Source organism: Yersinia canariae (genome assembly GCF_009831415.1).
Classification (GTDB): domain Bacteria; phylum Pseudomonadota; class Gammaproteobacteria; order Enterobacterales; family Enterobacteriaceae; genus Yersinia; species Yersinia canariae.
Map to the genome: position 1 here is coordinate 4,008,625 of NZ_CP043727.1, position 14,955 is coordinate 4,023,579.

Genomic DNA, 14,955 nt, shown 5'->3' on the forward strand with positions numbered 1-14,955 from the left:
AATACCCACTGCAGTAACAAGATCTACTGTTCGGGTGATGCTTAAACCGCCAGATATCAAGCGGTTGCTAGCCCTAAAAAAGTTACAATCGGGGAAAAATAATGATCAAAGCCAACAAAGGCATGATTCCCACCGGATTCTACTGTTTGCCGGCAAGGGGTGTAATAAGCAACCGCTTGACGATAATCGAGGATTTCATCCCCAGTTTGTTGCAATAACCAGAGTAAATCCGGCGATTCCAACTTTTCAATCTGCATGGCTTTCAGATCATAAATATGTCGAGACTCTAACACATATTGTTGCCCTGTGTAGGGGTTCTCATTTTTACCCAGATAATCATTGAGCAGCTCAAATGGCCGCACTGCCGGGTTAACCACCACTGCGGGAATGCTAAAGCGCTGAGAAAGCCAGGTAGCAAAATAGCCCCCCAGAGAAGAACCCACAATACCAATGGATTGCCCGGCTTTATCCATCACGATGCTTTCCAGCATTTCTGCGGCCTCCGCCGGATAGGGCGGTAATTGGGGGGTTAGCATCTCAATATCAGGATGGTGTTGCTGCAACCAACTTTTGAAGGTGGTCGCTTTAGCCGAGCTGGGCGAACTATTAAAGCCGTGAATATATAGAAGAGTACTCATCAATAACCATCCGAGTCCATGTCCGGGCAGAACTCATCACTGGCTAACCGACGAATCTCAGTTTCAAGTCTTCCATCAGGCAGTAAGTCGAGGTAGCGCCATCCCGGTGCCACAGTATCAAGTGTGAAATTAGTACAGTGTGGTTTGAACTGCACACAGGTAGAAGGGCTTGCCAGCAGGCGTTTTCCATACCAATCGAGATCCAAATCCTGATGGATATGGCCGCACAATAAGGTGGTCACTCGCGGATAGCGGGTCAACACCGCCGCCAGCATATGCGCATTGCGCAGACTGTGCTGATCAAGCCAAGTGCAACCAGATGGCATAGGGTGATGATGCAATAATACCAGAGTGTAGCGTTCAGGATACGCCACCAGACAGTGCTCCATCCACTCTAACTGATAGTCACTCAGCTCACCGTAAGGAACACCAAAGACCTGGCTGTCCAATAACAGAATTTGCCAATTATCACCGACCAGAACATGCTTTGAAGGCGCAATGTCAGCATCTGCTAAAGCATCCACCATAGCAGGCTGGAAATCGTGATTACCGGGTAGCCAGACACAAGGTGCTGACAGACGGGAGATGCCCTCCGCAAAATTCTCATAAGCAGCAACAGAATGATCCTGAGCTAAATCACCAGTCGCAACAATAAGATCAAAGGGGTGCTGCTCAGCAATAATCGCATCTAACACAGCGCGATAACTGCGAGAAGTATTTACACCCAGCAAGGTCTCATGTTCCCCCGCAAAGAGGTGGGTATCTGTTATTTGTAAAATTCTAACCCTGGCCCCACTCGCCATAGGCAGTTTAAACAGGCTTTCCAAATGGTGTCCTTGTTTTTGCACCCTTCCCAACCAGATTCATCAGGTATCTTTATCTCTGTAGGTCAGGCTATAAGTCTGTCTAACAAACCGGAACTGCCACCGCTCCATGCGCCAAGCAATAGCGCAACCAGTCAGCAAGAAACTGGTTAATTTGATGCTTTTCGTCCCGCTGATGCAACTTTTTATTCGGATAATCATAACTTGCTTTGAAGCGGGAGATCTGCTGACTGGCACACACTTCCGCGACCTGCGCATCATGATAAAGCCGCACCACCATAGATGGTAGGCTCCAATGTCTGACTGCGGGCTCTATTTGGACAATCTCAACAACAGAAGTGTAGCGCGTCGATTCAATAATTGTCAGTTGATAACTGGCGCCGTTAACCTGATAAGCCACGCTTTCGCCCACTTCATCGACTCGCGGTATCAAACGACGCAATTGCGCGAAGTTAGTTTCGCATATCCGCATCATTTCAGGGAAATCAGGTGTGTAGCGCTTGCTCATTATTATGCTCGCTTTTTTTACGACTGCCATTCTGCTCTCAGCGATTGATGGTGCAACGCCAACCATTGTAATGCAATGATTGAGGCTGCGTTATCAATTGCACCTTCATCAACCCAGCGACAAGCCTGCTCGCGACTAACAACATGCACCCGGATATCTTCATTCTCATCAGCCAATCCATGAATCCCACTCGCGGTTGTCGCATCGACCTCCCCGACCATGATGGATAAGCGCTCACTGGTGCCACCGGGGCTGGCTAAATAACTGAGTACCGGTTTACAACGACCAATATGAATTCCCGCTTCTTCTTCAGCTTCGCGGCGCGCCACTTCCTCGACGGTTTCGCCCTCTTCAATCATCCCTGCGACCATTTCTAATAACCAAGGTGACCGGCTGCTATCAATGGCAGCAATTCGCAATTGCTCCACCAGCACCACTTCATCGCGCACAGGATCATAAGGTAATAACACCGCCGCATGACCACGTTCGAAAATTTCGCGTTTTACTTCTCCACTCATTTCACCATTAAACAAACGATGACGAAATCGGTATAAATTCAGTGAAAAAAAACCGCTATACAGTGTTTCACGTGCAATAATTTCCACATCCTTCTTGTCGAAGGTCACCGGTGAGGGTTGTGCAGATGTCATAGACTTCTTTCCTTACTTGAGTATCGAGCCTGAATTGTGATTTTTGATGACAGCTCAATGATGCCAGTCAGGCTAATAGAGGTTAGCAATTTTATAAAGATGGTTTTATAAAGATTGTTTGACAAAAATGGTGTGATGCACATTAGTTGTCTGAATACTCATTTAGCTTTGTGATAGATTTAAGTAAATTAAGGCAAGATGGCACAATCAGCCACCTTATCCCATTGGCAGACTCTGATAGAATCGGCAACAATTCGTCTATCGACAGCTACCATAGTAATATTGCCGCACAACTGCTGCACAACAAGGACTGCAAATGAAGAAACTGCTCCCCCTTCTTATCGGGCTGAGTCTGGCTGGTTTCAGTAGCATGAGCCAGGCAGAGAACTTGCTGCAAGTTTATAAGCAAGCCAGGGATAGTAACCCGGATTTACGTAAATCAGCGGCTGACCGCGATGCTGCATATGAAAAAATTAATGAAGCTCGCAGCCCACTGTTACCACAGCTTGGTTTAGGCGCGGGTTATTCTCATACTAATGGTTTCCGGGATGCCTCTGACAACCCGGATAGCAATGCAACATCAGGGTCTCTGCAACTGACTCAAACCATTTTCGACATGTCTAAATGGCGCGTTCTGACTTTACAAGAGAAAGCCGCTGGTATTCAGGACGTGACGTTCCAGACCAATGAGCAAGCTTTGATCTTGAGCACGGCAACCGCCTATTTCAATGTCCTCAGAGCCATTGATAGCCTGTCTTATACCGAAGCGCAAAAGCAATCTGTTTATCGCCAGTTAGACCAAACAACCCAGCGTTTTAATGTTGGTTTAGTGGCCATTACCGATGTGCAGAACGCCCGTGCTAGCTACGATACCGTGTTAGCGGCCGAAGTTACGGCCCGTAATAACTTGGATAATGCGCTGGAAAACCTGCGCCAGATTACCGGTGTTTATTACCCTGAACTGGCATCGCTTAATGTTTCCCGGTTGAAGACTGAACGCCCGCAGGCTGTCAATAACCTGTTGAAAGAAGCTGAGAAACGTAACCTTTCTTTGCTTTCTGCCCGTTTGAGTCAAGATTTGGCACGTGAGCAAATTAAGTCAGCCGAAACTGGCTATATGCCCACTATCGATTTGACTGCATCAACCTCAGTCACCAATACCCGATACAGCGGCGGCACACCAAGCACTCAACAAGTCAATACAGATGCTGGCCAAAACAAAATTGGCGTGCAACTGAGCTTACCGCTGTATAGCGGCGGTGCGACCAATTCTGCCGTGAAACAAGCACAATACAATTTCGTGGGTGCAAGTGAGCAGTTGGAAAGCGCACACCGTGGTGTAGTGCAAACAGTCCGTTCCTCATTCAATAATATTTCAGCTTCTATCAGCAGCATTAAGGCCTATGAGCAAGTGGTTATTTCTAACCAAAGCTCATTAGATGCAATGGAAGCGGGTTATCAAGTGGGTACGCGCACCATTCTGGATGTATTGACTGCAACGACTAACTTGTATCAATCCAAACAGCAGTTAGCTGACGCTCGTTATAACTACCTGATTAACCAGTTAAATATCCAGTCAGCATTGGGTACACTGAACATGAATGACCTGATGGCTCTGAATGGCGTACTGGATAAACCAGTCCCAACATCAGCTACCAGTCTGGCACCGGATAACGCCAACCAGAATGCTTATGCTGATGGCACAAGCACTCAAGCTGCACCACGTGCAACAACCGTTAGCCAGCCAACTACCGCTACACGTAACGGCAACCCATTCCGTAACTAATTTTTACGAATTTGGGCTCACCGGGCACAGCATCAAGCTATGCCCGGTTTATTTTTTCTCTCTTTTTTTGTTACTCCCCAGCATTTTTCATCAATGAAAAAAGCGAAGTTACTCGCAGCATTTCGTATAACTTTGTAAAGTCTGCAGCTCATCGGCCCTCACGCTTTAATTTCGTGCATATTTCCCCTATTCTTAGGGCACTTACTGGGAAAGGGCATTGAACGCCCGGAAATGAGACAAATAATGATGAAACGGACTCAAAACATCAATCAAGAGACTTTCCGTAAATCCTGGCGCAGTTATCGCCTCGCGCCAGTAGCTTTAGCTGTCAGTGCCGTATTTATGCTGGCTGGCTGCGAAAAAACTGATGAAACCGTATCTTTGTACCAAAATGCTGATGATTGCTCTCAGGCGAACCCGTCCAAGAGCGCTGAATGTACAACGGCTTACAACACTGCTTTGCAGGAAGCGGCTAAAACTGCACCTAAGTATGCAACTCGTGAAGATTGCGTAGCTGAATTTGGTGAATCACAGTGTACTCAGGCTCCAGCACAAGCCGGTATGGTGCCAACATCTTCACCCTCTTCTGAAACGACAGCAGCGGCGCCACAGCAAAGCGGTAGTATGTGGATGCCACTGATGGCCGGTTACATGATGGGCCGAATGATGGGCGGCGGAGCAAGTCAGCCATTGTTTACCTCCAAAGCACCCAATAGCCCAGCGAATGGCAAGTTTGTTGACGCAACCGGCAAAAATTTTGGTTCAGCCACCACGGGCCGCACCATGACAGTGCCAAGAACGGCAATGGCACCGAAGCCAGCCGTGACCAATACCATCACTCGTGGCGGTTTTGGTGAGTCAGTAGCTAAACAGTCCTCTATGCAACGTAGTGCAGCGACATCATCCAAAACCAGCACGCGCAGCATGGGTGGCTAAGGTCTGATTAATGAAACGTTTAGCGATTAGCGAACGCCCGGACTGGCGCGAAAAAGCCACCGAGTTCGGTTTCCGTTTTCACACCATGTATGGCGAGCCGTACTGGTGTGAAGATGCGTATTACGAATTTACACTCGCACAAATTGAAGAGCTGGAAGACACCACTGCAGAGTTGCATCAGATGTGCTTGCAAGTGGTTGAAAAAGTAGTTAATAGCGATCAATTGATGGCAAAATTCCGCATTCCCAAACATTGCTGGGATTTTGTTCGTAGCTCATGGAAGACCAATCAGCCTTCACTCTATTCTCGTCTTGATCTGGCCTATGACGGCATCAATCCAGCTAAATTGCTGGAAAACAATGCTGATACGCCCACGTCATTGTATGAAGCTGCTTTTTTCCAATGGTTATGGTTGGAAGACCAAATCAATGCTGGCAATCTGGATCCAGAATCTGATCAGTTCAACAGCATGCAAGAAAAGCTGATTGAGCGTTTTGTTGATCTGCGCGATAACCATGGTTTTAGTTTGTTGCATCTGGCCTGCTGTCAGGATAGTGAAGAAGATCGCGGCACGGTGCAATATCTGCAAGATTGCGCATTGGAAGCGGGTCTGCCAACTGAATTCATGTTTATGGAAGAGATTGGCTTAGGGGAAAAAGGGCAATTTACCGACTTGGATAATCAGGTTATCAGTAATTTGTTCAAGCTCTATCCGTGGGAGTTTATGTTCCGCGAAATGTTCTCCACCAAACTCGAAGATGCTGGCGTTCGTTGGTTGGAACCTGCTTGGAAGAGCATTATCTCCAATAAAGCCTTGCTGCCATTGCTATGGGAAATGTTCCCAAATCACCCAAATCTGTTACCTGCTTATTTTGCTGAAGATGACCATCCAGCTATGGATCATTATGTCACCAAGCCGCTGTTCTCGCGGGAAGGTGCCAATATTCAGATAGTGGAAAACGGTAAAGAAGTGGCGCGGGTTGATGGGCCATACGGCGAAGAAGGCATGATTGTTCAGCAATTCCATCCATTGCCTAAATTTGGTGACAGCTACACCCTGATTGGCAGTTGGCTGGTTAACGATCAACCTTGTGGTATTGGTTTGCGTGAAGATCGTGAACTAATTACCCAAGATCTATCACGTTTTTACCCACATATTATTTTGGGTTAGGCCTGTGGAAGAATAGGCATAAAGGCTGACACCTTAAAATTATTAATAAAGCTGAATCAAGGGGAAACACTCCGTTAGGGCCGTAACGGCGCAAGCCGCCGGAGCGCCCGTAGGAGTGGCCCCCTTGGTTCGCTGACTTTATCACTTCAAGCCTTTCTTTTTATAACGCCGAACTATCCAATTCTTACCGACAACATACTTAGCGACCCCATTTCAATCCCATCAGTGGGAGTCGAAATCGATTCTTTACCATCCCAGCTCCCCAGCACATACAGCAAAGGCAGATAATGCTCAGGAGATGGATTAGACAATGCGGCTCCCTCATGTTGCATAAAATTGACCAATGGGTGGTTATCACCTTGATAATTCAGGTTATCTCGCACGAATTGGTTGAAGGACTCTGCCCATGGATATGGGCTGCTATCGCCCTGCCATCTCACCATGCGCAAGTTATGCACCACATTACCGCTGGCGACAATCAAAATACCCTGCTCGCGCAGCACCGCCAACTTACGGCCTAATTCATAATGATATGCCGCCGGTTGTGTGCCATCGATGCTTAATTGCACAACTGGAATATCCGCCTCAGGGTACATTTTGATCAACACCCCCCAGCTCCCGTGGTCCAATCCCCATTCACTGGTATCAGCCTGTACTGAAATAGGTGCCAGCAGTTGCTGAATTTGTGCCGCCAGTTCTGGAGAGCCAGGAGCAGGATATTCGGTATCAAACAACGCCTGAGGGAATCCACCAAAATCATGGATAGTCCGAGGTTTTTCCATTGCCGTTACCGCCGTCCCACGGGTATACCAGTGGGCAGAAATGGCCAGAATCGCCTTAGGGCGGGGTAATGTCTCACCCAACGCACGCCATGCCTGAGTGTGACTATTTTCTTCCAGCACGTTCATCGGGCTACCGTGGCCGAGAAACAGTGCAGGCATACGAGAGGTGTTCATAGATAATCCTTACTGTTAAGAAAAAAGTGGCGCTAAAACCATAACAAGTACATTACGCGCTTTTTTTTCATTACACAGCCGGATAACAGTGATGAAGATATTCAATAAATTTGAAGGGGAAAAATGGCGGGGAAGAGATTCAAACTATCTGATGACAGAAAATAACCGGGCTGCGATCTATTCAATAGAATAATGGCAACCCGGTGTGTAAACCACATTATCGATAGGCAATATCAGCGGATATTACCATCAGAAGTCAGCTGGCTTTTTTTTCTTGAGACTGACGATATTCAGCCAAATCATCAATGGTAACAACTGGCATATCATGTAATTTGGCGAACTCAATCACTTCTGGCGCATGTGCCATACTGCCGTCATCATTGGTCAGTTCACACAACACGCCCGCAGGTTTGTAACCTGCCAGAGTTGCCAAATCAATAGAGGCTTCGGTATGACCACGGCGTGATAATACACCACCTGGCTGCCCACGCAGCGGGAATACATGACCCGGGCGATTAAGATCAGCAGGTTTCGCGCTGTCAGCGATTGCAGCACGGATAGTCGTCAAACGGTCAGCCGCAGAAACACCCGTCGTCACGCCTTTAGCCGCTTCAATGGTCACGGTAAATGCAGTTTGGAACTGACTGGAGTTATGGGTTACCATCATAGGCAAATCAAGCTGTTGGCGGCGCTCATCCGTAATACACAGGCACACAATGCCACTGCCGTGGCGGATAGTCAGTGCCATTTGCTCAACAGTCATTGCTTCTGCAGCAAAAACCATATCGCCTTCGTTTTCACGACTTTCGTCATCCAACACCATAACACCACGGCCATTACGCAGAGCGTCAATAGCACGTTCTACACGCTCAACAGGCGTGCCAAAATCTGATAGAAGGGTCTGATTCATGGTAAAAAACCTCATTAAAATTATGGATTACCAGAATCAGGGCGGTCTTGAGGAGTAAATGGCCATTTTTCATCTAACAATAGAAATAGCCGAAATAACGCAAGCGAGCTATAAGCTCGGCAGATACCGTTACTCTCTCCCATCCGGACTATAACCGTCGGCCCCGGAATTACACCGGATCTGCTGACCTCTACCCTGCTCCCTTTGACAAGAGAAACAACGTGAGCGCTCGCGGGCTTTTGCACCACGACATGATATGCCGCAACACAATTTACCGCCGGTGGGGACTTGCACCCCGCCCTGAGAATAAGCCCTATGACTATAACGCTATTGATTCGTCGGAGCAATTACCAAAATGGTGATTGCAGAGGTTTATACATTCGGCATCAGGCATTACACTAGTGAGAGTAACTCCACATCTAATTAGGGAAATATCATGATTGACCCGAAAAAAATTGAACAAATCGCCCGCCAGGTGCATGAGTCTATGCCGAAAGGTATTCGCGAATTCGGGGACGACGTCGAAAAGAAGATTCGGATGGTACTGCAATCGCAGTTAACACGTCTGGATTTGGTTAATCGTGAAGAGTTCGACGTGCAAACTCAGGTACTGCTGCGCACCAGAGAAAAGCTGGCGTTGTTGGAGCAACGCATGAGTGAACTGGAGGCCAAATTTAATAGTGCTCCTGCCGGCGTTGAAACAACCGCCGCTATCGTTCAGAAAACGGGCGAGTAATTAGTGGTCAATTATCATTAGGGCACCCTATGGCGCCCTTTTTTCAGTGCTGTATGACGGCTCCCCGCCGGGTGGACATCAGTATCCACAGCAGCGCAAACATCAGTAAGGCATATAAACTTTTCCAACCAATCATCACCAGCAATACGCAACACAGAATACTGCCAATCACCGACATGACCCGCGAGCGGCCGCTTAACAAACGGATCCCAGCCAACATACACAGCAAATAAATCAGCACAAAAATGCCATTAGCATAAACAATCAGTAAATCTAATGGCAAAGACAGCCAATAAATCAGCAGTGTGAAGAGTAGGCAGCTACCCACCACGGCCGTGAGGGCATTGACCGGAGTTTGTCCGGCAGAGAGTTTTGCCAACCGACTTTGGGGGCGCACTTGCGCTTGCGACCACACCATGCGGGCAAAGCTCTGGGTATAAATATTGACGCTGGCAAAACAAGCTAAATAGCCAATAATACAGGCGATCCACAGCGCATGCTGACCAAACAATTGCACCACAATACCCGGCAATGAAGCTGCCGCTGCTTGTTGTTCACCATAAGCATGGAAATGCAGCACCGCCACAGTACATCCCCAGTAAACTACCCCTGCGACCAACAGCCCGACCATCAGAGCTCGGGGGAAATCACGTTCAGGGTGACGGAATTCTGTTGCCAGGTGCGCGAAAGCTTCCAACCCGACAAAGCACCAGAACATCACGGCTAGCGCGCCAAACATATTCACAGTGGAAATATCTTGAGCTGCTGGCCAAGGTATCTGTGATAGCTGAATATTTCCCTGCCACCAAATAGCCACGACTAGCGCAATGACCAACGCGGCAATCAATGTTTGCACATTGGCACTGGAGCCGGCACTGCGGGTTCCCAGCAACCAGATAACCAGCAATGTCACCAATTGCACCATTAACAGCCCGGTATCACTCCAACCAAAGGTGGCTTGCCAAAAACCGGCCGCAATTTGCAAGGCGGCAGGTAAACCGACGGGAATGACGGACAAAAATAGCCAGCCCGTAACTTTCCCCAGTTTTGGTCCGAATGCCATGGTGACAAAGTGGGCCGCACCACCGGCACTGGGGAAATGGCGGCCTAAAGCAGCAAAGGCGATAGCAATAGGGAAAACCAACACAATCAATATCGGCCAGGCCCACAAACTGTCATCCCCTGCCAGCATTGCTGCCAGTGCTGGCACAGCGAAGACACCGGTTCCCAGCAGTGATGTGGACAACAACCCCACTCCCTGTGCCAGACTCAACTCCTGTTTTAGTCCATTCATTCTTTTTAATACCCAAGTCATTGGTGTTGCAGGTAGGCCGCAAGCGAACGCATCCCGATGAGCTTCCTCAAGTCAGCGATTCGGGTGAGTGAATGCCGCTAACACCCCTGCAACGTCAAGGTCAAAGGGTATTTAACCGCGGCCATTCTTGATTGACTGAATAATATTGGTGGTCGAAACACCATCTTCAAAATTCAGCACTTTAACTTCACCACCAGCGGCCCACACCTCTGCACTACCGGCAATCTCATCGGGTTTATAATCTCCGCCTTTCACCAGCAAATCCGGCAAGATATCGGCAATTAAACGCTGTGGGGTATCTTCTTCAAATGGGACGACCCAATCCACCGCCTCTAGCGCGCCCAACACAATCATGCGCTGATCCAGTGGATTAACTGGGCGTTTTTCGCCTTTCAATCGTTTGGTCGAGGCATCACTGTTTACGGCCACAATCAGGCGGTCGCCCAGCTTGCGGGCATTGGCTAAATAGGAAACATGGCCGGCATGAAGAATGTCGAAAATGCCGTTAGTCATGACGACTTTTTCGCCACGCTGACGGGCCTGAGCAACGGCTTTTTTCAGTTGCTGCTCATCCATCACGCCGAAACCTGTTTCAGCTCGACCACGAATGGCATTTTCCAGCTCAATCGGCGAAACCGTCGAAGTCCCCAATTTACCGACCACCACGCCAGCCGCAGCATTCGCCAGGAAGCATGATTCTTCAAGTGTGTTTCCCGCAGCCAATGCGGCAGCCAGCACACCAATAACGGTGTCACCGGCACCGGTCACATCAAACACTTCTTGTGCTTGAGTCGGTAAATGCAGTGGCGCTTTGCCCGGCTGTAGCAAAGTCATACCTTGTTCAGAGCGGGTTACCAGCAACGCGGAAAGCTCAAAATCGGCCACCAACTTCATCCCACGGCTCACTAACTCTTCTTCATTTTTGCAATGACCGACCACCGCCTCAAACTCAGAGAGGTTCGGGGTCAGTAGAGTTGCACCGCGATAACGTTCAAAATCGCTGCCTTTCGGATCGATAAGTACCGGCACTTTTGCTTTGCGCGCCAGCTGGATCATCGCCTGCACACTGTTTAGCGCGCCTTTGGCATAATCAGACAACACCAGAGCGCCAATCTGTGGCAGCGCTTGTTGAATGCGCTCAAAGATAGGTTGAGGGTCAACACCATCAAAACCTTCTTCGAAATCAAGGCGGATTAGCTGCTGGTTACGGGAAAGCACCCGCAATTTGGTAATGGTCGGGTGAGTTGGCACCGAGACAAAATCACAGCGCACCTGCACTTCATTAAGTTTGCTGGTCAGGGCGCGGGCCGCATCATCAATACCGGTCAATCCGACTAACCGGGAGATTGCGCCCAGGGAGGCAATGTTCATCGCGACGTTCGCGGCACCACCAGGGCGTTCTTCGATGGTATCGACTTTAACAACCGGCACCGGTGCTTCTGGTGAAATTCGGCTAGTTGGGCCATACCAATAACGGTCTAACATGACATCACCGACGACTAATACCCCGGCGCGGCGAAAATCAGGCAGCGTGACTTTCATACGTTAGCCCCCCAAAGTGAGCTGTTATTAACCCCGAAAACACACATCCCTTTGCTCCAATTTTGTGTTTGTTATATGGTGCCGGATAATATCACAGACACCTTGCATACTATTAATAGCTGGAATTTATGCGCTGGCAGGCGCTACCACCAGCCACTTACGCCAACTGGCGTCCACTTGCTCTCTTTCGCTCATAAAGCTATTCGCCGACACTTTGCTGGATTGCTCCTGCAATGCCAGATGATGGATTTCATCACGCATAGTGACGTAGGCGCGGGTCAACGCCGCGGCTTCCTCTGCTGGCATGATGTCGTAATTAGCCATAAGCTCAAAAATCCGCACATTATCAGACCATCGGGTCAGACGCGGCTCAGTGGCGGCGTAGCGCAACACCAGATATTGGGCAATAAACTCAATATCAGTGATTCCTCCCTCGTCGGCTTTGATATCAAAAACATCGCGCTGCTTACTGCCCAAATGATTGCGCATCTTTTCGCGCATTTCGCGGACTTCCTGCTGTAATTGCGGGTCTTCGCGATGACGACAAAGGATTTGCTGGCGAATGGTGTCAAACTCTTGATGTAACTCAGGATCGCCATAAACGATGCGCGCGCGCACCAATGCTTGATGCTCCCACGTCCATGCTTCATTTTGCTGGTAATCAGCAAAAGCCTCAACGGTGCTCACCAGCATGCCAGCTTCCCCAGACGGCCTTAGCCGCGCATCAACCTCATAGAGAATGCCTGATGAGGTGCGGGTGCTGAATAAATGCATGACGCGCTGAGCTAAACGCAAATAGAACTGGCGGCCATCAATGCTGCGCTCCCCGTCGGTCATGACATCTAACGGGCAGTCGAGCAGGAAAACCAGATCCAGATCAGAGCTGTAACCCAACTCCCAGCCGCCCAATTTCCCATAACCAATGACGGCAAAACCTCGGCCTTCCCGCTGCTGTAAATGACTTGGCTGGCCATAACGGGCGACCATCTGGCTCCATGCTTGTTGAATAACCGCGTCAATGATGGCTTCTGCCAGATAGGTTAAGTGATCACTCACTTTCATTACCGGCAGTGCCTCGGTGATATCGCCAGCAGCAATACGCAATTGTTGGGCCTGTTTAAACTGACGCAATGCCTCCAACTGTTGCTCTTCGTCATCTTCCGGAACCCGCAGTAAGTATTGACGTAACTCATCGCGGTAAGCACTAGGTTCCAGGGGTTGATAAAGTGATTGCGGATCGAGCAATTCATCCAATAACAGGGGATAGCGCGCAAGCTGGCTGGCCACCATCGGGGAAGCAGAACATAAGCGAATAACATGTTTCAATGCCGCATGGTATTCAACCAACAATTCCAGATACGTGGTTCGGGTCACGATACTGAGCAGCAATTGAATCAAACGGCTGAGAGCAATATTGGCATCTGGTCGTGGGCAAACTTCAGCAAACAGGCGGGGCATCAGTTGGTCCAGCACTTCACGACCACGCGGGCCAATGGTGCGTTTATCAACGTCATGGCGGAAATGATGGATAGTCATCAGCAACTGCCTGCGCGCCGCTTCGTCTAAATGCGGTGTCAACGGCGCTAAATCATTCTCCTCCAGTGCGTCCTGCCATAGACTTTTATACAAACCATGACAGGGATCTTCGCCAATATCTGGGGTATCGTCGCCAATTAGGTCATCAAAGACCAAGCGAACGGCTTGCATATGCTGTTCTAGCGCGGCGTTCAGCGCAGACCAGTCCGCATAGCCCATACCACAAGCTAATCGTGCCTGATTCAAGGTATCACTGGGTAAAGTCTGAGTTTGTTCATCACCAATGGCTTGCAACAGATTTTCTAAACGACGCAAAAAGAGATAGCTGCCACTGAGCGCGGCCACTTGTTGTTCCGGTAATAACCCAAGCTCTGCCACGGCCTGTAAGGTGGGCAGTAAAGCTCTTTCTTGCAGACGCGGCTCACGCCCCCCTCGAATTAACTGAAACACCTGAGTGATAAACTCGATTTCTCGAATTCCCCCCGCGCCCAGCTTAATATTGTCTTTCAGACCGCGCCGACGAACTTCACGAGCTATCATCCCTTTCATGTTTCGTAGCGACTGAATCACACTGAAATCGATATAGCGGCGAAAAACAAAAGGCCGCAAGGTTTGGCGCAGTTCCTTACTGTAATGGTCTTCGGCACCGCCCATCAGGCGAGCTTTCACCATGGCATAGCGTTCCCAATCGCGACCTTGCTCTTGGTAGTAATCTTCCAGTGCAGCAAAGCTCAATACCAGCGGGCCGCTATCGCCGAATGGGCGCAAGCGCATGTCCACCCGATAGACAAAACCGTCGATGGTTTGCTGGTCTAAAGCTTTAATCAGCCGTTGGCCCAGGCGGGTAAAGAACTGGGCATTATCCAACTGACGCCGGCCCCCTTGGGTCTGGCCGTTTTCGGGATAAGCAAAAATCAAATCGATATCCGATGAGAAATTCAGCTCGCCCCCGCCTAACTTCCCCATGCCCAAAATCAGCAGAGGCTGCGGGACTCCCTCACTATTGCAAGGAGTACCAAACTCACGGCAACAAGCCTGATATAGCCAATCGCGAGCGGCAATAATCAAGCTTTCAGCTAACCAACTTAGCTGCTGCAAGGTGTCCGTCGTGGCGCTGGTTTCCAGTGCCTGTGACCAGGCGATGCGCACCATAATCCGACGCCGAAATAGCCGCAATGCCGTTAACAGCGCGGTTTCATCTTGCACATCAGCCAGAGCTTGACTGAGCCATTGTTGATAAAATTGCCACTCCTGCGGCTGCGGCGGTTGCTGATGCAGTTCATCCAGCCAATCAGGGTGAATCAGTAACATGTCACTGACAAAATCACTCAACGCCAATACTGCAATGTCTTCTTTATGCAAGCTCGGCGGAGCCGGTAACTCATAAAAGCGCTGCTGTATATTCTGCGCCTGAATCTGTAATTCCGAAGAGAGTGGCAACATATCA

General features: G+C 49.2%; 13 protein-coding genes and 1 riboswitch. Of the genes, 4 read left to right on the plus strand and 9 right to left on the minus strand.

What is annotated here, in order from left to right:
- Positions 1-56 precede the first annotated feature (56 nt).
- The 4 genes from yqiA to nudF form a co-directional block, all read right to left on the minus strand.
- Positions 57-638 (minus strand): esterase YqiA, encoded by a 582-nt coding sequence (gene yqiA, locus F0T03_RS18390; RefSeq protein WP_162526985.1) that lies wholly within the window; start codon positions 636-638, stop codon positions 57-59.
- Positions 638-1,465: a 3',5'-cyclic-AMP phosphodiesterase gene (gene cpdA / locus F0T03_RS18395; RefSeq protein ID WP_159681000.1), complete on the minus strand. Its 828-nt coding sequence runs from the start codon at positions 1,463-1,465 to the stop codon at positions 638-640. Before cpdA ends, yqiA begins: the two co-directional genes overlap by 1 nt.
- 79 nt (positions 1,466-1,544) lie before the next feature.
- Complete coding sequence (locus tag F0T03_RS18400) at positions 1,545-1,970, minus strand: DUF1249 family protein (protein ID WP_145554049.1); 426 nt, start codon at positions 1,968-1,970, stop codon at positions 1,545-1,547.
- A gap of 17 nt (positions 1,971-1,987) precedes the next feature.
- Positions 1,988-2,620, minus strand: a complete 633-nt coding sequence (gene nudF, locus F0T03_RS18405; RefSeq protein WP_145554047.1) for an ADP-ribose diphosphatase — start codon at positions 2,618-2,620, stop codon at positions 1,988-1,990.
- 316 nt (positions 2,621-2,936) lie between these two features.
- Here nudF and tolC point away from each other — a divergent pair, with 316 nt between their 5' ends.
- The 3 genes from tolC (at position 2,937) to F0T03_RS18420 (ending at position 6,513) form a co-directional block, all read left to right on the plus strand.
- Positions 2,937-4,406: an outer membrane channel protein TolC gene (gene tolC / locus F0T03_RS18410; RefSeq protein WP_145554045.1), complete on the plus strand. Its 1,470-nt coding sequence runs from the start codon at positions 2,937-2,939 to the stop codon at positions 4,404-4,406.
- Between the two features lie 246 nt (positions 4,407-4,652).
- On the plus strand, positions 4,653-5,342 hold the full coding sequence (locus tag F0T03_RS18415; protein ID WP_159681002.1) for a DUF1190 family protein: 690 nt from the start codon (positions 4,653-4,655) through the stop codon (positions 5,340-5,342).
- Between the two features lie 10 nt (positions 5,343-5,352).
- On the plus strand, positions 5,353-6,513 hold the full coding sequence (locus F0T03_RS18420) for a glutathionylspermidine synthase family protein (protein ID WP_159679976.1): 1,161 nt from the start codon (positions 5,353-5,355) through the stop codon (positions 6,511-6,513).
- Between the two features lie 173 nt (positions 6,514-6,686).
- On the opposite strand, the gene ygiD is transcribed toward F0T03_RS18420, so the two are convergent.
- Positions 6,687-7,469 carry a 4,5-DOPA-extradiol-dioxygenase gene (gene ygiD / locus F0T03_RS18425; RefSeq protein WP_159679978.1) on the minus strand — a complete coding sequence of 261 codons (783 nt, stop codon included), beginning with the start codon at positions 7,467-7,469 and terminating at the stop codon, positions 6,687-6,689.
- Between the two features lie 256 nt (positions 7,470-7,725).
- Positions 7,726-8,379: a 3,4-dihydroxy-2-butanone-4-phosphate synthase gene (ribB, locus tag F0T03_RS18430; protein ID WP_145554036.1), complete on the minus strand. Its 654-nt coding sequence runs from the start codon at positions 8,377-8,379 to the stop codon at positions 7,726-7,728.
- Between the two features lie 127 nt (positions 8,380-8,506).
- Positions 8,507-8,691: riboswitch (FMN riboswitch) on the minus strand.
- 124 nt (positions 8,692-8,815) lie between these two features.
- On the opposite strand from ribB, the gene ubiK reads away from it, so the two are divergent.
- Positions 8,816-9,115, plus strand: coding sequence for a ubiquinone biosynthesis accessory factor UbiK (ubiK, locus tag F0T03_RS18435; RefSeq protein WP_145554033.1), 300 nt, complete (start codon positions 8,816-8,818; stop codon positions 9,113-9,115).
- 43 nt (positions 9,116-9,158) lie between these two features.
- Here ubiK and yjeH read toward each other — a convergent pair whose 3' ends face one another.
- From yjeH to glnE, 3 genes are all read right to left on the minus strand, one after another.
- Positions 9,159-10,409: an L-methionine/branched-chain amino acid transporter gene (gene yjeH / locus F0T03_RS18440; protein WP_159679981.1), complete on the minus strand. Its 1,251-nt coding sequence runs from the start codon at positions 10,407-10,409 to the stop codon at positions 9,159-9,161.
- A gap of 132 nt (positions 10,410-10,541) precedes the next feature.
- Positions 10,542-11,972: a bifunctional D-glycero-beta-D-manno-heptose-7-phosphate kinase/D-glycero-beta-D-manno-heptose 1-phosphate adenylyltransferase HldE gene (hldE, locus tag F0T03_RS18445; RefSeq protein WP_145554027.1), complete on the minus strand. Its 1,431-nt coding sequence runs from the start codon at positions 11,970-11,972 to the stop codon at positions 10,542-10,544.
- Between the two features lie 126 nt (positions 11,973-12,098).
- Complete coding sequence (glnE, locus tag F0T03_RS18450) at positions 12,099-14,951, minus strand: bifunctional [glutamate--ammonia ligase]-adenylyl-L-tyrosine phosphorylase/[glutamate--ammonia-ligase] adenylyltransferase (protein ID WP_159679983.1); 2,853 nt, start codon at positions 14,949-14,951, stop codon at positions 12,099-12,101.
- Between the last annotated feature and the right edge of the window lie 4 nt (positions 14,952-14,955).

Bases quoted from the DNA above. Each gene is read 5' to 3' on its own strand.
- ribB (WP_145554036.1), bottom strand. From the start codon at position 8,379: ATGAATCAGACCCTTCTATCAGATTTTGGCACGCCTGTTGAGCGTGTA.
- hldE (WP_145554027.1), bottom strand. From the start codon at position 11,972: ATGAAAGTCACGCTGCCTGATTTTCGCCGCGCCGGGGTATTAGTCGTC.
- nudF (WP_145554047.1), bottom strand. From the start codon at position 2,620: ATGACATCTGCACAACCCTCACCGGTGACCTTCGACAAGAAGGATGTG.
- glnE (WP_159679983.1), bottom strand. From the start codon at position 14,951: ATGTTGCCACTCTCTTCGGAATTACAGATTCAGGCGCAGAATATACAG.
- yqiA (WP_162526985.1), bottom strand. From the start codon at position 638: ATGAGTACTCTTCTATATATTCACGGCTTTAATAGTTCGCCCAGCTCG.
- F0T03_RS18400 (WP_145554049.1), bottom strand. From the start codon at position 1,970: ATGAGCAAGCGCTACACACCTGATTTCCCTGAAATGATGCGGATATGC.
- yjeH (WP_159679981.1), bottom strand. From the start codon at position 10,409: ATGAATGGACTAAAACAGGAGTTGAGTCTGGCACAGGGAGTGGGGTTG.
- ygiD (WP_159679978.1), bottom strand. From the start codon at position 7,469: ATGAACACCTCTCGTATGCCTGCACTGTTTCTCGGCCACGGTAGCCCG.
- F0T03_RS18415 (WP_159681002.1), top strand. From the start codon at position 4,653: ATGAAACGGACTCAAAACATCAATCAAGAGACTTTCCGTAAATCCTGG.
- tolC (WP_145554045.1), top strand. From the start codon at position 2,937: ATGAAGAAACTGCTCCCCCTTCTTATCGGGCTGAGTCTGGCTGGTTTC.
- F0T03_RS18420 (WP_159679976.1), top strand. From the start codon at position 5,353: ATGAAACGTTTAGCGATTAGCGAACGCCCGGACTGGCGCGAAAAAGCC.
- ubiK (WP_145554033.1), top strand. From the start codon at position 8,816: ATGATTGACCCGAAAAAAATTGAACAAATCGCCCGCCAGGTGCATGAG.